The organism is Anabaena sp. AL09 (assembly GCF_001672255.1).
Lineage (GTDB): Bacteria > Cyanobacteriota > Cyanobacteriia > Cyanobacteriales > Nostocaceae > Dolichospermum > Dolichospermum lemmermannii.
This window is the reverse complement of the sequence record NZ_LJOQ01000040.1, coordinates 60,371-81,286: the sequence shown is the minus strand read 5'-3', so window position 1 is coordinate 81,286 and position 20,916 is coordinate 60,371. Positions and strand designations below refer to the sequence as shown.

The window sequence follows — 20,916 nt, the reverse complement described above, 5'->3', positions numbered from 1 at the left end:
ATTCATTAAACTATCCCCACAGAAAGCTCACAAATTTTGCTATCAATAATCAAAACCAGTGCTACTGTCATGAAAATCAGGTTTTATCAGTAATTAAACCCACTTTAAAGCCTGAGAAATAAAGTCAATATGGGGAGCTTTTTGTGCCATTCCTATCCCTACATGAGTTCCATATATACCTTCGTTAACAACTGAATTTATTGACCAATCAATTGTTTCTCCAATCTTTTTATTAGCACCAAAGGCTATTTCTGTCAGATTTAAACCTCTTTCTAAGTTGTAAGTCATATCTAATAATGCAGCAGTCTCATCTTTACCATCTATGATCAGATGAGTTATGGCATTATCTTCTATTTCTAGATATTTTTCTTGACTTAATTTCACCCTATCTGTAATATATTGTAAGGGCTGCCAATTATAATCTTTTGTTTCTTGAGTTGTAGTCTGGGTTAATATGCCATCAAAATAGAAAGTTCCATCTACAGAAAAGCTGGATTTATTTGCTTTTGTATTCACTACTGAACTTTCCCAGAACTCAGCCACAGAGTAAAACCATCCTGACTCCAGTTCCACATCAGCATTAGCTATTTCTATATTCTCACCTAGAGAGCATTTGAGCTTACTTCCTCTTGAGTCTGATAAATATAACTCACTTTCACTTTCAGCTATTTTATCGTATAAAATATCTCGAATTGCTAATGCTTGTTCAAGATCACCTGATAATAGCTGATTAAAAGAATATTGAATTACAGGTAAGCTCCCATCAAATTTTACTGCTGGCAAATGTACTATGGTACTTTGAGAATCATGCCAGAGTTGTTTAAGTTTGTAATAGTAGCTATAATCTGAAAAGATTAAAAAGGCTGTTTGTTTACTCTTAAAGTCATAATCATCAAAAAAAATAGTTTTATATCCTTGCTCCTGAGAGTAAGTATGAATTTCATTACTATCAACAATAATTGGCATCTGTCTTTGCAGAAAAGCTTGATAAAACTCTAAGATGTGCATATTTGTTTAACCGACTCCAAAACTTTATTGTCTTCAAGATATCTTAGCTAAGTAGTGTGAAAACTTAATAAGTTTGGACAACAATTCTAAGAATTGTTGCCCAAGTGCTTAGACTAATTTACCAACTTGTAAATACTTACATTACTTGGTAATGTTCAGCAAATTCTTACCAGTAAATATTGCCCAAATTGCTACGGGTTTCTTTGTTAACTTGTTCAAGTTTACGTTTTTGTGTTTTCTTAGCGTTCATTTTAGTTGCTCCTTAAAATTTGCAATTTTAGCTACTAATTGGCGAGTTGTTTTTTAACTCGTTGATATCACTGTATCAGCATCAATTTGATTTAACAAGATCAATTTCCAAAATGTTTACATTTTTTAATAAATAAAGATGGATCAGGTAATTAAGGTTTAATTTGCAGTTTTTAAGTCAAAAAAACCCTTTATATTACAGTCCGCTTGCACAATACAACTATGCCAATGAATATACCTTGTATTATCCCATTATTCTAACTAGCTCTGCATTTTTGTGACTAATATTCAGCCTATAAGCATTGACTTTTATGGTTTATTTATCAATTATCTTCACTGTTTGGGTATGACTATTACTGGTGAATTATTAATAGAATAGGCTGATGACAAAAAGCGTATTAATCATAATATAAATATCCGGTTTTATTCGTGAAATTACTTGGATATGATCAACTCGTAGCCTGCTATCCTAGCAAAGTACCTTTATTAATGTGAGAATACCAATGGCGGATTTAAAAATAACGGCTGGAGAAAACTATAATGATTATGTAGGACCAGCAAAAGAGTACGATTTCATGGGAGCGTCTCAATTTCGGTTGCTTTGTACACTAGGTCTCCGATCTCAGCATAAATTGCTTGATTTTGGCTGTGGTTCGCTCCGTGCAGGTCGGCTTTTTCTACCTTACCTTGATGAAGGTTGTTATTACGGAGTAGAACCCAACAAGTGGTTAATCGAGGATGCTATAAAGTTCCAAGTTGGAGAGGATCTCCTTCGCATTAAAAAACCGTGTTTTAGTTATAACGATAAGTTCTCTTTAGCTGAATTTGAAACCGATTTTGATTTTATCCTCGCACAGTCCGTATTAACTCATACTAGGACTAATTTAGTAGATCTTTGTTTTCAGAACTTTGCTAAACATTTGAAACCTGATGGTCTTATCGTTGCTACTTTTATAGAGGGAGATACCGACATGGAAGGGGATGGTTGGGAATATCCTCTATGTGTAACAATTCGACCAGCGACAATTAAAAAGTTAGCACAAGATGCTGGGCTTGTGGGAATCTCTATCCCCTGGTTTCGTCCCAGACAAACTTGGTATGTTTTTGCGAAAAACCAAGACCGTCTTCCAACTCAGGCTATGTTTCCTTATCTTCATGGTGTTGTCCTATTCGATCCAATGTTTGAGAGATCAAAAGCATAAAAATTGACACAACTTTTACTGGATCTGGGTTTCTGGCTTTATTTTCCAATCCGATAGATGTAATCATTGCTTTAAACTAAAACTATTGTATGGCAAGGGTTACATCATTTCATTTAGGGAAAGTGACAGAAGAGGAGTTATTTGACAGGTTATATAGGATGGCAATTTATAGCGGTATGCACTTGAATGACATACATCATAAGTCCCCTCCTCGCTTGCGGGGAGGGGGTTGGGGGTGGGGTTCTTGTATTTCACTCAACCAAGAACCGCTATATCGGCATTAAATAATCTTGATGCTTTGAGAAATAAAATCAATATAAGGAGACTTCTGTGCCATACCTATGCCTATGTGCGTTCCATATACTCCTTGATTCATAATGGAGTTTATCTGCCAATTCAGATTTTTTTCAATATTTTTGTTACAGCCAAATCCTATCTCAGTAAAACTCAAGTTACGTTCTAAACCATAATCCATTTCCAGTAATATGGAAGTTTCATCCCTACCATCCAAAATGAGATGAGTTATAGTATTATCTTTGATATGAATATATTTTTCTTGACTTGAATTGACCTTCTCAAGTAAATATGTTAAAGCATCCTGGTGACGTTCTCTCACTTCTGGGTTTGCACAAGCGTAAATTATGCCATCAAAAAAGAAAGTTCCATCTAGTGAAAAACTTGATTTATCACTTTTAATATTGACTATTCCGCTTTCTAGCATTTCCGAAATTGAGTAAAACCATCCTGGTTCTAAATCATCTTGAGTATTTATAACTTCTAAACTTTCTGACAATAAGCACGTTAATTTAGTCCCTCTATGATCAGATAAATATAATTCATCTTCCACTTCAGCAATTTGCTCATAAGTTTTAGCTCTTAACTCTAATACTTCTGTTAAATTACAAGAGAGAAGTTGCTCGAATGAATAAGCGATAATTTGAGGATTTATATCATATCTAACTGCTAGTAGGTGGATAATCGTACTTTTGGAGGTACGAGATAGTTGCATAAGTCGATCATGATAACTATAATCTGAAATCACAGCAAATGCTAGTTGTTGACTAGCAAAATCGTAATCATCAAATAAAATAGTTTGATATCCTTGCTCTTGAAAATAATAATTAAGATCAGTGCTATCAACAAGGATAGGAATTTTTTTATTAACTAAGGAATGATGAAAACGTATGGCATTCATTGAGAACTTTGTTCCTGTTTTGATTGATGATAAAAATTACTAAGCTTTATTTTTAAACATCCAGAGTTTCAGAGGGTGTTTGAAAAGTTTTGAATAAAACCCCCATTCCCTTGCAGGGAAGGGGGGTAGGGGGGTTAGGTTTTTGGAGATTACTGGTTTGATATAATACTTTTCAAACAACCTCTCAGATAACCGACTGCTTAGAGAAGTCGGGTGTTTTGTTGTTGGGAAATTATTGAAGATTCCCATATCTAACCATTCTAACTACAGTTTACTACAAAATCCTAATTATTGAATTAGTTTTGTATCACTATCTTGAGAATAAATGTCTAATTTATTTCAGATAAGGTTTTAAATTGTTCCTCACTAATACGTCCTGCTGCATATAAAGTTTCTGTAATTTCAGAAATTGTTAAAACTGCGTGTGCTTGATAACCATTTTCTCGCAATCTGTCTTTTACACCTTGCTCATGGTCCATAAATACTACAATATCATTGACATTTAATCCTGCATATTTTAACTTTCCTGCTCCTTCCATTACGCTTTTACCACTGATCAAAATATCATCAACAACGACAACAACTTCTCCAGGATTAAAATTACCTTCTATTACCTTGCGGGTTCCGTGTGCTTTTACTTCTTTGCGGGGAAAAATCATCGGGGAATTTAGATGTAATGATAATCCAGTAGCAGTAGGTAAAGAACCATAAGGAATACCGGCTATTCTATCATAAGTTAGGTCTTTAAGAATCTCTGCATAAGCAATTACTATCTGATGAAATATTTGGGGATTGGAAATGATTTTGCGGAGGTCTATATAATAGGGAAAGGTAGCTCCAGAAGCTTGGACAAATTCACCAAACATGATACAACCAATGTCATAAAGTTGTAGAATTAAATCTAAAAGCGGGTGTTTATTTAACAAACAAACATCAGGGAACCAGACGGAACAAGCGGAGTTTTCTTGGGAAATTTCAGTTCTGAGATGATTAATTTCCGCCCTTAAAGATTGCAGTTGTGTAGATAGATTTTCACTTCCTAACATATCTTGAGAAACGGGAAGAAGTAACCCATCACCATTATAATTTAATCCCGCTGATAGCAAATTTTTAAGATTACCACCTTCAGACCAAATACTGCGGGCTAAAATTACTCTTTCTGGTGCTTCTTTGCGAATTTTTGCTAAAATATCTGGCTGAATAGTTCCTACTTCTAAACCCAGTTGTTCAGGTGTTCCCCAATTTTTTGCTTCTTTAACTACTTGTAAATAAAAAGGGGATTCCGCTGTAGGGTATTGCTGCAAAATAACTGCACCTGGATTAGAAGTTGTACACAAAATAAAAACGGCTTTATCGGGATAAACTAAAAAGGGTGCTACGTGATCTTGTCCTGCATAAGGACTCAATGTAATCGCATCAATTTGCCATTCTTCAAAAACAGTTTTAGCGAAAATTGTACTAGTATTAAGATCGCTATGTTTGGCATCTAATATAATCGGAATATGGGCAGGAATAGCGTTTAAAGTTTTTTCTAATAATTCCCATCCTGGAATACCTAAAGCTGCGTAAAATCCCAGAGTTGGTTTATAGGCACATACTAAATCACTGGTTTGGGAAATAGTAAATTCTAACCAATTCCACAGACTATCAATCATACTTTTGGGATCTGATTTCTGGGAATATCGTTCAGGGAGCATTTCTGGATTAGGATCTAGTTCTACAAATAGTAAACTCTGATTTTGAGCGATCGCCCCATTCAATTTATCGTAAAATTTCATAAGTTCTCCTAGCAATATTTTAACTTTAAGGCACTTACTAAAATACTAACTCGCTTTCTCTACTATTATATCATTAATGGTAACATGATTATCCGTATATGCGTTAATCTGAGGTAAATGTGGTCATTCCCTCCCATTCTGCCAAGATTTTAGCACTAATTCCCGGTACTTTATCTACATCTTGTAAAGAAGTAAATTTTTGCTGTTGACGGGCTATAATTATCCTTTGGGCTAACTTTTCACCCACACCAGGAAGAGTTTCTAATTCTGCTTGACTTGCTGTATTGAGATTAATTTTAGTGGTAATTGGATTTACGAAAGATGATGGTTGTTTAATTTGAGGACATTTTTTAACTTCTGCATCTATTTTAGATTTAATATTTGCTGGTAAACCGGGTTTTATTTTACCATAAAGTCGGTTAAATTCCCGTTGATAATGTGCTGCTACTGTAGGATTTTCAATCACTATTAATGTTTCATCATTGCCATGATTAGCAGCTTCTGACCAATTATGTGAACCTGTAATTACGGTTTGGTTATCAATGACTGCAAATTTATCGTGTAATAAATCTCCCTTGGCTAAAATTGGGACTCCAACGGTAGAAATGGGATTTTTCCAAGGACGGTTATCAACTTCATATTTACAGTTATCACTTAAAGCAAATCCCATCATATCTAACGCTTCACTGTAGGGACGATAAGCAAATTGAGGTTCAATTAAAGCCCGAACTTGCACATTTTGATGATGACGTTCTTCGAGAATATTAGCAAGTTGTTGATCTGAAAATACAAATAATGCTAAATCAACAGTTTTTGTACTTGTAGATAAGGTTTTAGCAATTAATCCATTACTGCTAATACTCCCAGGTTCAGTGGGAGAAGTTGGAGAAAAATGAACTGTAACTTTACTGTTACCTAATATGATTGTTTTTGGTGCGCGGACAGGTTTCTTAACACCAAATTTACTATCTGGTTTTCCTCCTATTCCGTCACCCCACATAATATTAAACTCTTCCGTGAGTAAACTTGCTAATTCAGAACTATCAATTTTTAATAGATTATTTGCATTCCCTAAACTGCTAGGATTGCTAAAATCTCCAGACGTATCACTCAAAGTAAAATTGGCAGAAGTAATAATCACAAACCGATGATCAACAATGACAAACTTATGGTGCATTAAACTGCTACCCTTTGAACCATCAGCAGTATCATCAATCCAAGGAATATTGGCATTTTGAACAATAGCTAAACCATCCCGTTGACTAATTTCCTCCGGTGTGATTTGATGATCTTGATTAATATCCACAAATTTCCGAAATTCTTGATATCGTTCCTGTTCTTTTTTTCCTAACTTAGTTATTTCCGCAGCAGTAAAACTACTCCAAGTCCGAGAATAATTACTTTCTAAAATCAACCTTATTTTTACGCCATCCTTTTGTTTTTGTGCTAATATTTGAGCAACTTTTGGTAAACGTAACTCTTGGACAGCAATATCAACAGTAAATTTAGCTTGAGAAATAGTGTCCACAATCTGCTTTTCTAAATCATCCCCCAAGCGGGTTTGCTGACGATAAGTCTCTTGATATTCCGAAGATTGGGAATTATTGAAGTAAACTTGAATTAAAGAATCTTGAGGTAAAGGTGCTAAACGCTGATTTGATGATTGAACCTGTTGACAACCACCTAAAGTGAATAGCAATAAAAAGATATAAGAAAAATAGCGGATTTGTGGGAAAATAAACACAGTAATCTGATCAAAGTAAATTACAGCGATTTTAATGTATTTATATCACACCCTGCATTAAATTCTTTCTTCCTTTGCGTCTTTGCCCCTTTGCGTCTCTGCGCGAAACTCTTATTTATTAATTTTTATGCAAATATATCTAGATTACAGTGCAACTACCCCAACTCGTCCAGAAGCGATCGCAATTATCCAAAAAATCTTAACACAACAGTGGGGTAATCCTTCCAGTTTACATGAATGGGGCAACCGTGCCGCCTTGGTTGTGGAAACAGCCAGAATCCAAGTTGCAGGATTAATTAACGCAGTTCCCGAATCTATTATTTTCACGTCTGGGGGAACAGAAGCAGATAATTTAGCGATTATGGGAGTGGCGCGATGTTACACTACTCCCCAACATATGATCATTTCCAGTGTAGAACATTCCGCCATTTCAGAACCGGCGAAAATGTTAGAAAATTGGGGTTGGGAAATTACCCGTTTAGGTGTAAATCATCAAGGAAGAGTCAACCCCGAAGACTTAAAAGCAGCTTTACGACATAATACTGTTTTAGTATCTGTGATTTATGGACAAAGTGAAATAGGAACAGTTCAACCAATTGCTGAGTTGGGGAAAATCACGAAAACACACGGTGCTTTATTTCACACAGATGCAGTGCAAGTTGCTGGACGTTTACCGCTAGATGTGCAGACATTACCCGTAGATTTATTGAGTCTATCCAGTCATAAAATCTATGGCGGTTTGGGTGCAGGGGCGTTATATGTGCGGACTGGAGTGGAATTAATGCCGCTACTGGGTGGAGGTGGACAGGAGAACGGACTGCGTTCAGGGACGCAAGCAACGCCCGCTATTGCTGGATTTGGAGTAGCTGCGGAGTTAGCAGCCCAGGAATTGGAGACGGAAACAGGGAGATTGATCCTATTGCGCGATCGCCTCTTTAGCATTCTAGCAGATGTTCCCGGTTTAATACCCACAGGTGACAAAATTCATCGTTTACCCCATCATCTCAGTTTTTATTTAGAAGCAGCCGACGGAGAAAAAATTAGTGGTAAAACATTAGTAAGACAGTTAAATTTAGCCGGAATTGGTATTAGTGCTGGTGCGGCTTGCAATAGTGGAAAATTAAGCCCTAGTCCCATTTTACTAGCAATGGGATATTCTCAAAAAGCGGCTTTAGGAGGAATTAGATTAACTTTAGGAAAACAGACAACAGCAGCGGATATTGATTGGACTGGGATAGTTTTGAAACAGATTTTGCAGAGATTAATCCCAGATTGAATTGTCAATTGTTTAACAATTAAACACCTAATAATTTGTAGATAATGTTATTGACAAGAGTAAGCGCAAAAGCACCTAGAATTGCACTCCAAATGCCAAAACGTAACCGGAAACCATCTACTAACCAAGCAGCAATACTAAAACAAGCAACAGCAATCATGAAAGTGAAGATACCAGATAATAAGTCAAAGGTGGCTAAATTTGGTATCACAAACAAAACTTTGAGAACTGGCTTAACTAGCGCTGTAATAATACCTAAAACTGCGGCGGAAAAAATTGCCTTTTCTGGAGTATCAATTTCCACTCCTAAAGGTAATTTACTAATAATCCACAAGCTAACAGCCGTGACTAACCAAACAATTAGCAGCGTCGTAATATCCATTACCAGAACCCCACAAAACGTGAATGTTGATATGACGATAAATACCTGGTTGACTTGGTTTCTTGATCTAAAAATCTTTGTAGCTTAACCAATTATTTATAAATTAGCAGCATTTTTGATGAGAACTTAAATTTATTCTAGATATCTTTAGGTTTACTATAAACCACCAGATCCCCGACTTCTTAGAGAAGTCGGGGATCTGACTTTTGCACGGAATTCTTTGTCTTTTATTTACCACCGTAGAAAAAAGCAATTTCCTTTTCTTTTAAAGGTGCAAAACCAGCAGCAACTAGCTTTTGATCAAGTTCAGTTTGGGGAATATGTTTAGCACCAATGCGAACAATGCGAGAACGCATGGTATTGGATACACCGCTGCGTTGTCTGCTTGATTCTAAACCCATAACTTGTTCATATAGGTCTAATTTAACTATGGGAATAGGAGAACCATCAAAATCAATTCCCCTTGATATCGCTCTATCAATAGCATCAGCACCTGTGGTATTTTCAGTAGTCATGGTAACGTATTTTCAGAGATGTTGAAATATTTTACCAGGGAATAGGGAACAGGGACGGTTCAGCTAGAATAAATTTTTCCGCTATTTCTGCTATATAATTAACTTATCGCTTGATTAATTTACATTAATTTGCTATGGATTCTTTAAGCCTACGCACAAAAGTTATTACAGAAATAAATCTTTTCCCAGAAGATAAATTGGCAGAATTGTATCACTTTATTCATTATTTTCGATTAGGTGTAGAAATTTCCCAAGTTTCCCCAAACCCAACTATGCAGTTTGCTGGTTGTTGGTATAATATGTCAGATGAAATGTTTGCTGATTTCAATGCAGAAATAAATACACGCCGACAGCAAGCATTTTTAGGGAGAAGAAGTGATGAAGCCAGCCTTGATTGATACTAACATCTTATCGTTTTTCTTCCGTTAATATCAGAGATTTTGGAAAAATAGAAAACTTATAAATTCGAGATTAGAGTAAGTAATATTACAATATTAAGTTGATTGATTTGTGAGGAAACAAGGGAAAGGCTATCAACCACGACAAAAAACGTAGGGTGGATTAGCGATAGCGTAACCCACCGAAAATCAGTAAATAAACATACATAAGGTGCGTTACATTTCATTAACGCACCCTACAAGATCAGCCGATCGCACTACAGGATCTACTTAACTGCACAAACTGACATTACACCCCATACAGTTGTTGTCCAATGACCGTTCCAAGTACCACCAACAGCAGCAGTAGCTACGGGACACTTTACTTGTGCATCATTATTATTCCAGATAGGTCCGGCCTTCACCCAGTCTACATCACATTCTGACATTTTTCCCCATTCAGTTGTTCTCCAACCACCGTTCCAAATACCACCAATGCGCGCAGTAGCTACGGGACACTTTACTTGTGCATCATTATTATTCCAGATAGGTCCGGCCTTCACAGTTAAAGCGGAAGCACTTTTAACCCCAGCAGTGAAGAAAACACCAAGAGGAAAGACAATTGTCAATGTTACAGAAATTAGGTTCTTGAAATTTTTTAGCATTTGTAAGTAGGTTAGGATTGGAAATCGTAATTAAATTGTGGTTTTTTCTTCCCACACTCTTACCTTTTAAGCTTCTCCAAAATTGTCTCCACCTCTCCACGCACCGGATACAACAACTGCTGACTCAAAGCCCCTTGATAAGCCTGTCTAGCCCCTGACTTATCCCCCAAGCGAAACATCACCCTCCCTAACCAGTAATCAGCCATGGCTGGGTTAAATAACCTTAACTCCTGACATTTTTGAGCAGCTACCTCCCACCACTGTTTACTAGCCTTAGCATTTTTCAAAACTCGATAACTTTCCCCCAACCAGAACGCCGCTGGTACGGATTGCAAATAACCTCCATCTGGTAAAAGCTCCCATGCCTTTTTTAAGGCTTCCAGGGCTTCCCGATGTTTACGAGCCAAAATCAACACCTGGCCATGACGCAACCAAGCATCAGCTAACTGGGGTTGTAGTTTTGTCCCCTGCTCGGAAACCTGACAACCCCGTTCAATGTCTGGGAAATTTTCCACCAATACCCGCCCCGCAGTTGTCCACATACTCCAGCATTCAGGAAAGCGCGTTAACATCTCCTCCACTATGGAAGCAAGAATCGTTTTACTCTTCTCTGGATCAGGTGCAAGGGGTAAAATTTCACACAAACCCTGATAAATTTTCCGGTCATGGGGATACAGATAATACGCTTTCCCCATCATTTCTGCCCCTTGCTGGTATTTCCCTGTGTGGAATAAACTCAGCCCATAATAATACCAACCATAAGGATAATTGGGGGATTCTGTGGTAAATTTGGCTAATACCTCCACCCCTTGCGCCCAATCCCCTCGTAGAATGTGATAGTAGGCTAAGGATTTATGGACTTCAACACTATGGGGAATTGTTCCTAGTAAGGAGGTAATCATTTTTTTAGTGATTTTCCCCTCTTCACCGGATACCATTCTCGCCAGCAAACGTTGATCAATTTGTCGTTGTATTACCCGAAAATCATCACCAGCTAGGGCTATAAGGCTGTTAAACCTCTCTTTTGCCGTTTGTATATCCCCCACCGCCATCAGGGCATCATAGCTGTAAACCAGGGACATAACATCATCTGGATTAATTACTAAAACCGGCTCTAGGCTGCGGAGAATACCCAGGGGAGTTTCTACATTTTGATATACCTGTGACAAAGCCAGTCGGTGAAATACTTGATCAGGTTCTGAATTTATGGCTAAATTAAAGGCTGTGAGAGCTTTTTCATTGTCACCTTTGCAAACTGCAATCAATCCTTTTATATGATACTGACTTCCTGGATTTTCAGACAAAAATAGGGCTGTATCATATACTTGTAAAGCCTCTTTTTTTTGTCCCATTAACTGCAATATTTTCCCCAATTGCAGATGCACATCAAGTAGTTGAGATTCTCGCTCAATTACTTGATTATATTCGATAATGGCTTGTGACCAGTTTCCTATTTCGTAAAGCAAATCAGCTAATTCTAATCTTTTTTTCCATCCTTGAGGAAATTTTTCAATGTACTTGTTTAAAGTGATCAGTTTTTGCTCTTGTCTGGCTGATTTTTCTGCTATGAATAACTGAGCATTCATCTTTATACCAGATGAATCTGTGAATTGTACCAATGATGTGGTAAGGATTCCAGGCATATTAAACTTGCTTTGTAGTTAATTTCTTGCTGTTGGCTTTTTGTAGGTATTGATGATTCCCAATCATGATTCCATATTTGCTCAGATTCTAATTCTCCTACCATTGGAATCACGGTGTTTAATGGTGAAAAGGAATCAAAAGCAGTGTTATCTTCCCCCGCAAGATACTTCTTTAACTGCTTTTGTAGAATCTTTCGCGCTTTTTGAATACGTTTACGAAGGTTCTCTTCAGAAATGGTGAGTTGTTTAGCGATATCTGGATAGGATTTGTTTTGACAACAACATAAAATAAAAGGATGGCGTAATTTATCGGGTAAAGTTGCAATTTTATACTTGAGATATGCCGCCATTTCCAGATTTAAAAGCCAGGATTCAGGAGGTTGTAAATTAGAAGTAAGTGCTGGATTATCTGCAAATTGAATGTCGTCAATATTATCAACTTTTGCAACTTCTCGTTGACGTTTTCGATAGACATCAATGCAATAGTTATAAGTAATTTGAGATAACCACGATTTAGGATGTTCAATGTCATTTGTAGATTGTGTCCATTGAGTCCAAGCTTTAAGCATTACCTGATTGACTACATCTTCTGTATCATGGTAATTACCGTTGAGCGATTTTAAACAACAGTTGTAAAGATAACCTTGATGTGAGTCCCATAATTGCCAAAAATCCTGACAATTATTTGGAGTTTTATCGCCAAATTGGCTTTGTTTTGGCAATATATTCCTGTTTCCCATCTCTGATGACAAGAACAAGAGTTCTTGTTTTGGCTCTACCGACATAGATGAATTACTGTTCATTCTTAACAAGATCAAGGATAATGCCCTGTGTACAGTATAATTCAGGTAAGTTCAGGTATCTGTAAATTATTGTTATAATTTGGTTATTGTCATCCTACAATAAACCTTCTAAAATACGAGGACATCATGACCTTTACCGCAGATCCTCCCTATACACAAACCAGCCTCCCAGATCATACTCAACTACCAGAATCTAACGGACTATTTGTGAAGAATTTCCAGGAACATCCTCAAAGCATTCTACTAACTCAATCTATCATTCCAGTATTACAAAAACTCCACGCTGATGGACAATTTGCTATAGGTCAAGATAGCGGTATTTATTGGCGGATAACTGAACCACCAGAACGAGGTGCAGAAGCTCCCGATTGGTTTTATGTTCCTCATGTGCCACCATTATTAAATGGTAAAGTCCGACGTTCCTATGTGCTTTGGCAAGAATTTATTTCTCCATTAATTGCTTTAGAATTTGTATCAGGAAATGGCATAGAAGAAAGAGACAAAACACCTTGGCAGGGGAAATTTTGGATTTATGAACAAGTGATTAAACCTGCTTTTTATGGCATTTATGAAGTTAGTAAAGCCAGCGTGGAAGTATATCATCTCATGGAAGGACAATATCATTTATTGCCACCAAATCAACGAGGTCATTATCCGATTACACCTATGGGCGTAGAATTAGGTATTTGGCAAGGAACATATCAAAATATGGAGTTACCTTGGCTACGGTGGTGGGATTTAGATGGTAATTTATTACTTGATGGTCATGAAACAGCCGAATATGAACGCCAACGGGCTGAAAATGAACGCCAACAGGCTGAAAATGAACGCCAACGGGCTGAAAGTGAAAAAGAAAAAAGCGATCGCCTAATTGCCCAATTACGCGCTTTAGGAGTAGAACCAGAAGTGTAAAAAAACCCATATCTCCAATTACCAATCACTAGATTTACGAGTAATCAACCCACCCACAAATGCCCCTAAAATTGTCCCTGTCCACAGTCCCGCAGTGCTTCCTTGCCAACTTGCTCCTGGAGTCACTAAAGCGCTGCACATTTGTTTAAATCCCCAAGTCTGGTTTTGACATTTTTGGCTATGTTGCATTACGGTGATTTGTCCAGCTATTAAAGCAGTGAAAAAACCGGAAGAAAGTGCCAAAAAGGTACAAATAAGAATGCGTTTTTTGATCATATTTTTGTTTCGCGCAAAGGCGCAAAGGAGCAAAGGCGCAAAGGAAGAAATTACGCCTTTTGCTTTTTGGTTTTTATCAGCCTGTATTTCTCATGCCGGCAGCAATTCCGTTGATGGTTAATAATGCCCCTCGGAGTAATTCTCCTTTGCTATAACGAGAGTGAATTACTCCGGTTGTGGGCGCATTTTTCGATTGACGAAGGCGTTTTAATAGGGAAACTTGGATAAATCCTAAAGGCACAATTGTTCCATTTCTTAATTGTACAGAACGTTGCAATACTGGATCACCATCTAATAGTTTTTGGTGTCCGGTGATTTTTAAGACTAAATCTCTGGTCAGAAAGAATTCGCTAGAAATTTGGGCAAAAACTTTCTCAAATCTGGGTTTGTCTTCTGGGTTAGACAATTCATCAACATAGTGACGCGCCATTTCCATGTCTACTTTTGCTAATGTCATTTCGGCTTTAGAAATCACCATTTTAAAGAATGGCCATTTGAGGTAAAAATAGCGAAGTAATTTCAAATGTTGTTCTGGTTCTGCGTCCAAAAATTCTTGTAAGGCTGTGCCAATTCCATACCAAGAAGGTAATAAAAACCGGGTTTGTGTCCAACTAAATACCCAAGGAATCGCTCGCAGACTACTTAAATCTTTTTTACCAGATGGACGACGGGCTGGACGAGAACTAATTTGCAATTGGCTGATTTCTTCAATGGGGGTGACTTGGTGGAAGAAGTCAATGAAATCAGGTTGCTCATAAATTAGGTTACGATAGTGTTGACGCGACGCATGAGATAACTCTTCCATGATCTCATTCCAAGGTTCGATGTCATCAAACCCTGTTCCTAGTAAACTGGCTTGAATTACGGCTGTGGTGATAGTTTCTAGGTGATACAAAGCCAAATCTAACAAGGAATATTTAGAAGCTAATACTTCCCCTTGTTCGGTAATTTTAATCCGGCCACTAATACTGTGACCTGGTTGGGCTAAAATCGCTTCATGAGCAGGACCGCCACCACGTCCCACAGAACCGCCTCGTCCGTGGAAAATCCGCAGATTTACACCGTAACTTTCGGCGATTTTCTGAAGTGATTTTTGAGCTTTATGAATTTCCCAGTTGCTGCTTAAAAAACCAGAATCTTTATTACTATCGGAATAGCCTAACATTACTTCTTGTAAGTTAGGATTTAGAGTAGAAATAGATGGGGCTGCTTGTTTTTCACTGTTATTAATTGCGGCGTAACCACCAGCCAGCATTGCCCGATATAAAGGCAATTCAAACAGTTCCCGCATTACGCCTCTAGAACGTTGTAGATCTTCTACTGTTTCAAACAGAGGAACGATGCGAATTGTGCCTACAGCAACCACAGGATCAAATAAACTCGATTCTTTAGCTAAGAGTAAAACTTCTAGTACGTCGCTAACTTCGCGGCACATACTAATAATATAAGTTTGACAGATTTTAATGCCAAATTCTTGTTGTAGCGATCGCAAAATTCGGAAAGTTTCAATCACATCGTTGGTTTTTTCTGAAAATGGTAATTCAGCGGGAATCAAGGGCCGCCGAGTTTGCAATTCTGAAGTTAACCAAGCGATTCTTTGTGCTTCTGATAATTCGTTGTAGGACTGGGGTAAAAGTTGCAAATATTCGAGAATCTCATTGATAGCATCAGCATGACGAGATGATTCTTGACGAATATCTAATTGGGTAAGATTAAAGTCAAATATTTCCACTTGACAAATCAGATTTTCCAATTCTCGACAACTTAAACCTGTTTCCGTTAAATTGCGTTGAATTAACAACAATTCTGTTAAAAATTCCGCACCCGTTTTATACATAGGTGCATCTTCATTGTTTGGCGTTTCCCGATTATATAAAGCCAAATTGCGATCGCGGGTATTTTCTAACCGCTTGAGAATGTAAGATAATTTTAGACGATAAGGTTCTTGGCGGAAACGCAAGGCCAAATCATCATACACCCCACTTAACTGCGATTGATCCAACTCCAGAGATTCTAGCAAATCTGGCAGTACATCACTCCAGTGCATGGATACACTCAATAAAGCAACCAACTCTTTAACTGACTTAATATACCGCTCTAACACCATTTTTCGTTGATAACAAGCGGTTTTCCACGTTACCTCCGGTGTCACCGAAGGATTACCATCTCTATCTGAACCTACCCAAGAACCAAAGGAGCAAAAATTTGTCGTCGGTGGTTGTAACCAGGGAAAAGTTTCTCCCAAAGAATATTTGAAGCGTTTGTATAGTTGCGTAATACCATCAAACAACACTTCCTGAAAGTAGTGAAGAGCATAATCTACTTCATCCAAAACCGTCGGTTTAAACTGATGCAATTCGTCAGTGCGCCACCAGAGGCGAATTTCTTCCAGTAATCTTTCCTTTACTTCCAAGGTTTCCCAAGGATAGCTACTAGCACGATTTTGGGCTTCATCTAGTTTTTGCAAAAGATGAACCACCTGACGCTGTTTATCCCGGATAGTATGACGGACAATTTCCGTCGGGTGTGCAGTGAAAACTAAGCGGATATCCAGTTGGGAAATCAGGCGTTGAATTTGTTGGGGTGGGACATTCAACTTAAATAACAGGGGAAATAAAGCCGCAAAAGTCCCTTTTTGCGGAGTTTCCGATGTCATTAAGTCGCTACCTATTTCTTTCGTAACAGGTAATTCTTCATCTCGTTGATTAGTGGAATAAATTATACTGGGGAAAATTTCCTCATCAGTTTCTCCAGTATAGCGATTTAATTGCTGCTTTTGCTCGTATTCCTGCTCAATAATATTAATCAACTGAAAGTACAACGCAAAGGCACGCGCCGCACGAATTGCTTCATTGATATTCAATTGTTCAATCAATTCTACAGCAGAGGCAGCTAGGTCATTTGTGGCTTGTCCTTCTGGGGAACATAAATCCCGCAGTTGACGCAAAAGATCCACCATTTCTTGACCGCATTCTTGACGCAGCACTGACTCCCACAATTCTTCTACTACCTGTAGACGATGACGCAAGAATAATTCCGAGTGTAGCACTGGAAAATCAATATGTTCAGCTTTCATAGTTTTCATCATACTCTCAAGATACTCAAAACATCTAACCTACCTTTTTTGAGCATCCAATATCAAGCTGTTAGCTTTTGTTTAGGAGCTACTCACAGGTGACTTATCTTACTTTTAACTGCTTTTGATTCGTTTTTAGGAGGAAGAGGCAATTAAAATCAACCACTTCACCAAATGCCTACTGGCCATTTTAGGATAAAGTTCGCCTTCACTCAAGAACAAACAGGAGAAAAGCTTTAGCCCGGAATGGGAACGGAGTTGAAAGTCTTTTGGTGTATGGGTCTTTAGGTATTTTTTTGGTCATAAATGGCTAAGGCCACACTACGCTATCAAGATAGCCAGGATTTGAGGATGTACAGGATTGTGATTTATAATTTTTTTTGTGAATGTTTATGGGAATTTCTATTTTGTCAGAATCAGGATATCCAGGATGTATCCTGTTAAGCTCAATAGGTAACTTTCCTGCACTGAACTATTTTATGCACCTACCCTCCTTTCTATGGTTATGGAAAATAGCCGCTTGGTCAATGGGATTATCTTTACTAGCCTATTTATTTTTAGCCATAACTGGTATTTGGATGTTACGGGTCAGAACCACTGGAGAAGCACCTTTAGGGGTTGTACTACCTTGGCAACGTCCTCAAATGCGATCGCTCCATTATATAATCGGCATCACGATGGTTAGTCTAGTATTACTACTTCTAGCTGTTGGCATTGTGGGTACATTAGGACACTTTGGTTCCCTAGGACACTCACCACATTTAGTCGCTGGCTTAATAGTCGTCATCTTAGTTTTAGTATCCGCATTTAGTGCCACTCAAATTAGTACCATAAAGCCTTGGGCCAGACCATTACATCTTGGTTGTAATCTCTGCTTATTACTAGGATTTGCCTGGGTATCTCTCAGTGGTTGGACTGTGGTGCAAAAGTATTTACCTTAATTCTCAGTTTCCACCATGCTTATGTTATGGCTGGGAAATTGTGCAGACCACACACAAATAATTTATCCTGTAAATCCTGATTCAGCCCTTGACAAAGTTCTCAATTTCGATTACACTTATGTTATGAGTGGAAAAGTGTGCGCCCATATATATAGGGTTTTTATTTATCAAATTATTCAAAGCAGTAAAACCTTTATAAATGATTCATGCTTTCAAGAACTTGGGTACACAAGACATTTTTGATGGTAAAGATTCTAAAGCTGCTCGAAAAACCTGTCCCTCAATTTTGTCTGAATCAGGATATCCAGGATTTGAGGATTTACAGGATGTGATGGCAAGATTGTTTTTGAGGAAGTGGTGATTTTTTTAGTCAGAATCAGGATATCCAGGATTTGAGGATTTTCAGGATGTGATTGAAAGATTGTTTTTGAGGAAGTGGTGTTTTTTTTAGTCAGAATCAGGATATCCAGGATTTGAGGATTTACAGGATGTGATGGCAAGATTGTTTTTGAGGAAGTGGTGTTTTTTGGAAGTTGGGATATTTTAAAGATGTTGTTTTATGCCCTTCTTTAGATAGTTAGTTTACAGCATTTTCGCAATTACCAATTACCCATATTGAAAATCCTAATTCTGACAAAATCATCTCCAAAATCCCCACAAACAATCATTAAACAACATCCTGAAAAATCCCAACTTCCCACAAACAATCATTAAACAACATCCTGTAAATCCTTTAATCCTGGATATCCTGATTCAGACAAAATCATCTCCAAAATCCCCACAAACAATCATTAAACAACATCCTGAAAAATCATCAACTCCCTACCAAAAATCATCCAATAACATCCTGAAAATCCTTAAATCCTGTAAATCCTGATTCAGACATTGACAAAGTTCTCAGTTTCGACTATGCTTATGTTACGAGTGGAAAAGTGTGCGCCCATATATAAGGTTTCCACATCCAGTATTTATCCAAAAAGAATTCCGCCTAACTGCGAGGCAAGAGAAAAGAAAAAAGAGCAGAGGGCAAAAGAGCAAGAGTATAAAGGGCTACTAAGTCCTCGCCGCACCACTACATACAACACGAAAACCAATAAAGTAGTAGATGTTGTCGCGCTCGTCCCAATAGTTGCTGTAGCGAGACGCGGAACGGCAGTCATCAGGATTGTAGCGCCAAGAACCACTACGCATCACCTTATGTTCGCTTTGATTAGTCAAAGCACTACTATTTATAGGCGCGTTTATATAATTTTTTTGCCAATCATCTTCGCACCATTCCCACACATTCCCGTGCATATCATACAAACCAAAAGCATTAGGGGGAAAAGTTCCTACATCTGTGGTTTGTTTTCGATATTGTCCTTTTGGTGCAGCAGCGTAGACACCGTTACCATCATAGTTTACCAAATCTGGGGTAATACTTTCACCAAAATAAAAAGGTGTGGTTGTTCCCGCCCTACAAGCATACTCCCATTGTGCCTCACTGGGTAACTTATAGTTTTTACCTGTTTTCTGGCTTAACTTTTGACAAAATGCAACTGCATTATTCCAACTCACTCTTTCAACAGGACGATTATTACCTTTGAAATGAGCAGGGTTGTTTCCTATGATAGCTTGATATTGTGCTTGAGTCAAAGGATATTTACCAATAAAGAAGTTGGGAACATTAACTTGATGTTGGGGACCTTCACTATCGTTTCTTCCCACTTCATTTTCCGGTGAACCCATGTAAAATGTTCCTGCGGGTATTTCCACCATTTCCAACTTCACCCCATTTCCCAAATCTTCCACAAAGTAATTTGCTGAGTGGTTGCGTTTTTTGATAATGCTTCCTTTCGCGTTCGTTGTGACAACTTCAAAAGTGAAAGTTTTCAGGTTAGTTAAAAACCTCTCTCCTACAAGAAGAGAGGCTTTAATATCCCCCTTCCCTTGTAGGGAAGGGGGGTTAGGGGGGTTAGGTTTTTCATTTGTTTGAATACCTAAAAACGTAAACCATTCTGAAATAGACTGAGGACGGTTTTGATAATCTAACTCCATTCCCTTGAGAATAGCATCATTTACCTTTTGACTAATTTGAGAATTGTATTTTTGCGGTGGTTCAATCGCCATTTTCATATCTAGCATAATCTTAGCATTCAGATAAGGACTAGGCAGAGGAATGAAAGGAGGTTCATGAACAGCGATAATGACATATAATGTCGCAGCTAAAGCATAAATATCTAATGCAGGAGTGAAATTACTTCTATTTTCAAATTGTTCTGGTGGTGCAAAAACCGGAGTTTTGGCATTTGTTAAACTCATCAATTCCGCAAAATTGACTTCTCTGGCTAAACCAAAATCAATTAATATGGCTTGATTGTCAGATTCTCGCAGTAAAATATTCGCAGGTTTAATATCTCGGTGCAGATAATTACGACTATGAATATAACTTAAAGCCTCTCCAACTCCTTTAATAATTTCTAAACCCGCACTTTCACTAAAAACACCATTCGCGTATAAATATTGTTCTAAATTTTTGCCTTTGACATATTCCATCACCATACAAGATAAACCATTTTCTTGAAACAGTTCAGGATACACTTTGACAATGTGAGGATGATCAAAGGTAGCTAAAACCATCGCTTCGGTGTTAAACTTGTCCTGTTCTTGGGCTAAAAATTCTCCAAAACTATCTGTATTCCCATATTTATCTCGATAGCGTTGTTTCAAAAATGAGACGTTGAGGCATTTGATAGCTACTTGTTTTTTGCGTTTATGGTCTTGCGCTAAATAGGTAATACCAAATCCTCCCTGTCCTAGAGTATCAATAATTTCGTATTGTCCTTTTTTGAGTAGTTGCCCTGGGGTAAAATAAGCCATAATAAAATTTAAATT

General features: G+C 37.7%; 17 protein-coding genes. 5 read left to right on the top strand and 12 right to left on the bottom strand.

Annotated features, from left to right (window positions below):
- Positions 1–93: 93 nt before the first annotated feature.
- Positions 94–1,008, bottom strand: coding sequence for a hypothetical protein (locus tag AN490_RS07900; protein ID WP_300001490.1), 915 nt, complete (start codon positions 1,006–1,008; stop codon positions 94–96).
- Positions 1,009–1,760: 752 nt separating this feature from the next.
- On the opposite strand from AN490_RS07900, the gene AN490_RS07895 reads away from it, so the two are divergent.
- A complete protein-coding gene (locus tag AN490_RS07895; protein WP_300001488.1) occupies positions 1,761–2,459 on the top strand; it encodes a methyltransferase in 699 nt (232 codons plus the stop codon).
- Between the two features lie 280 nt (positions 2,460–2,739).
- Here AN490_RS07895 and AN490_RS07890 read toward each other — a convergent pair whose 3' ends face one another.
- From AN490_RS07890 to AN490_RS07880, 3 genes are all read right to left on the bottom strand, one after another.
- Positions 2,740–3,654, bottom strand: a complete 915-nt coding sequence (locus AN490_RS07890; RefSeq protein WP_300001486.1) for a hypothetical protein — start codon at positions 3,652–3,654, stop codon at positions 2,740–2,742.
- Between the two features lie 329 nt (positions 3,655–3,983).
- Entirely contained in the window at positions 3,984–5,432 is a 1,449-nt protein-coding gene (locus AN490_RS07885) for a bifunctional orotidine-5'-phosphate decarboxylase/orotate phosphoribosyltransferase (RefSeq protein WP_300001484.1), read from the bottom strand.
- Between the two features lie 103 nt (positions 5,433–5,535).
- Positions 5,536–7,176, bottom strand: a complete 1,641-nt coding sequence (locus tag AN490_RS07880) for a DUF655 domain-containing protein (RefSeq protein ID WP_300001483.1) — start codon at positions 7,174–7,176, stop codon at positions 5,536–5,538.
- A gap of 127 nt (positions 7,177–7,303) precedes the next feature.
- Here AN490_RS07880 and AN490_RS07875 point away from each other — a divergent pair, with 127 nt between their 5' ends.
- Positions 7,304–8,452: a cysteine desulfurase family protein gene (locus AN490_RS07875; protein WP_300001481.1), complete on the top strand. Its 1,149-nt coding sequence runs from the start codon at positions 7,304–7,306 to the stop codon at positions 8,450–8,452.
- Positions 8,453–8,471: 19 nt separating this feature from the next.
- Here the strand turns inward: AN490_RS07875 and AN490_RS07870 are convergent, their stop codons facing one another.
- Both AN490_RS07870 and AN490_RS07865 read right to left on the bottom strand, forming a co-directional pair.
- Positions 8,472–8,834, bottom strand: a complete 363-nt coding sequence (locus AN490_RS07870) for a phage holin family protein (protein WP_213710275.1) — start codon at positions 8,832–8,834, stop codon at positions 8,472–8,474.
- A gap of 227 nt (positions 8,835–9,061) precedes the next feature.
- Entirely contained in the window at positions 9,062–9,349 is a 288-nt protein-coding gene (locus AN490_RS07865; RefSeq protein WP_015079314.1) for a DUF4090 family protein, read from the bottom strand.
- A gap of 134 nt (positions 9,350–9,483) precedes the next feature.
- Between AN490_RS07865 and AN490_RS07860 the strand changes: the two genes are divergently transcribed.
- Positions 9,484–9,747 (top strand): hypothetical protein, encoded by a 264-nt coding sequence (locus AN490_RS07860; RefSeq protein WP_300001477.1) that lies wholly within the window; start codon positions 9,484–9,486, stop codon positions 9,745–9,747.
- A gap of 266 nt (positions 9,748–10,013) precedes the next feature.
- On the opposite strand, the gene AN490_RS07855 is transcribed toward AN490_RS07860, so the two are convergent.
- From AN490_RS07855 to AN490_RS07845, 3 genes are all read right to left on the bottom strand, one after another.
- Entirely contained in the window at positions 10,014–10,355 is a 342-nt protein-coding gene (locus AN490_RS07855; RefSeq protein WP_300001475.1) for a mannan-binding protein, read from the bottom strand.
- A 95-nt stretch (positions 10,356–10,450) separates the two neighbouring features.
- Entirely contained in the window at positions 10,451–11,977 is a 1,527-nt protein-coding gene (locus tag AN490_RS07850) for a tetratricopeptide repeat protein (RefSeq protein WP_300001473.1), read from the bottom strand.
- 2 nt (positions 11,978–11,979) lie between these two features.
- On the bottom strand, positions 11,980–12,756 hold the full coding sequence (locus AN490_RS07845) for a sigma-70 family RNA polymerase sigma factor (RefSeq protein ID WP_300001471.1): 777 nt from the start codon (positions 12,754–12,756) through the stop codon (positions 11,980–11,982).
- A gap of 207 nt (positions 12,757–12,963) precedes the next feature.
- Here AN490_RS07845 and AN490_RS07840 point away from each other — a divergent pair, with 207 nt between their 5' ends.
- Complete coding sequence (locus AN490_RS07840; protein ID WP_300001469.1) at positions 12,964–13,749, top strand: Uma2 family endonuclease; 786 nt, start codon at positions 12,964–12,966, stop codon at positions 13,747–13,749.
- An 18-nt stretch (positions 13,750–13,767) separates the two neighbouring features.
- Here AN490_RS07840 and AN490_RS07835 read toward each other — a convergent pair whose 3' ends face one another.
- Both AN490_RS07835 and ppc read right to left on the bottom strand, forming a co-directional pair.
- On the bottom strand, positions 13,768–14,025 hold the full coding sequence (locus AN490_RS07835; RefSeq protein ID WP_168635329.1) for a hypothetical protein: 258 nt from the start codon (positions 14,023–14,025) through the stop codon (positions 13,768–13,770).
- A 76-nt stretch (positions 14,026–14,101) separates the two neighbouring features.
- A complete protein-coding gene (gene ppc / locus AN490_RS07830; protein ID WP_300001536.1) occupies positions 14,102–17,110 on the bottom strand; it encodes a phosphoenolpyruvate carboxylase in 3,009 nt (1,002 codons plus the stop codon).
- Positions 17,111–17,580: 470 nt separating this feature from the next.
- On the opposite strand from ppc, the gene AN490_RS07825 reads away from it, so the two are divergent.
- Positions 17,581–18,042, top strand: coding sequence for a DUF4079 domain-containing protein (locus AN490_RS07825; RefSeq protein WP_213799811.1), 462 nt, complete (start codon positions 17,581–17,583; stop codon positions 18,040–18,042).
- Between the two features lie 1,053 nt (positions 18,043–19,095).
- Here the strand turns inward: AN490_RS07825 and AN490_RS07820 are convergent.
- Positions 19,096–20,901 carry a bifunctional serine/threonine-protein kinase/formylglycine-generating enzyme family protein gene (locus AN490_RS07820; RefSeq protein WP_300001467.1) on the bottom strand — a complete coding sequence of 602 codons (1,806 nt, stop codon included), beginning with the start codon at positions 20,899–20,901 and terminating at the stop codon, positions 19,096–19,098.
- Positions 20,902–20,916: the final 15 nt, after the last annotated feature.

Coding starts and splice junctions, on each gene's coding strand:
- AN490_RS07900 (WP_300001490.1), bottom strand. CDS start 1,008: ATGCACATCTTAGAGTTTTATCAAGCTTTTCTGCAAAGACAGATGCCA.
- AN490_RS07895 (WP_300001488.1), top strand. CDS start 1,761: ATGGCGGATTTAAAAATAACGGCTGGAGAAAACTATAATGATTATGTA.
- AN490_RS07890 (WP_300001486.1), bottom strand. CDS start 3,654: ATGAATGCCATACGTTTTCATCATTCCTTAGTTAATAAAAAAATTCCT.
- AN490_RS07885 (WP_300001484.1), bottom strand. CDS start 5,432: ATGAAATTTTACGATAAATTGAATGGGGCGATCGCTCAAAATCAGAGT.
- AN490_RS07875 (WP_300001481.1), top strand. CDS start 7,304: ATGCAAATATATCTAGATTACAGTGCAACTACCCCAACTCGTCCAGAA.
- AN490_RS07870 (WP_213710275.1), bottom strand. CDS start 8,834: ATGGATATTACGACGCTGCTAATTGTTTGGTTAGTCACGGCTGTTAGC.
- AN490_RS07865 (WP_015079314.1), bottom strand. CDS start 9,349: ATGACTACTGAAAATACCACAGGTGCTGATGCTATTGATAGAGCGATA.
- AN490_RS07860 (WP_300001477.1), top strand. CDS start 9,484: ATGGATTCTTTAAGCCTACGCACAAAAGTTATTACAGAAATAAATCTT.
- AN490_RS07850 (WP_300001473.1), bottom strand. CDS start 11,977: ATGAATGCTCAGTTATTCATAGCAGAAAAATCAGCCAGACAAGAGCAA.
- AN490_RS07840 (WP_300001469.1), top strand. CDS start 12,964: ATGACCTTTACCGCAGATCCTCCCTATACACAAACCAGCCTCCCAGAT.
- AN490_RS07835 (WP_168635329.1), bottom strand. CDS start 14,025: ATGATCAAAAAACGCATTCTTATTTGTACCTTTTTGGCACTTTCTTCC.
- ppc (WP_300001536.1), bottom strand. CDS start 17,110: ATGAAAACTATGAAAGCTGAACATATTGATTTTCCAGTGCTACACTCG.
- AN490_RS07825 (WP_213799811.1), top strand. CDS start 17,581: ATGCACCTACCCTCCTTTCTATGGTTATGGAAAATAGCCGCTTGGTCA.
- AN490_RS07820 (WP_300001467.1), bottom strand. CDS start 20,901: ATGGCTTATTTTACCCCAGGGCAACTACTCAAAAAAGGACAATACGAA.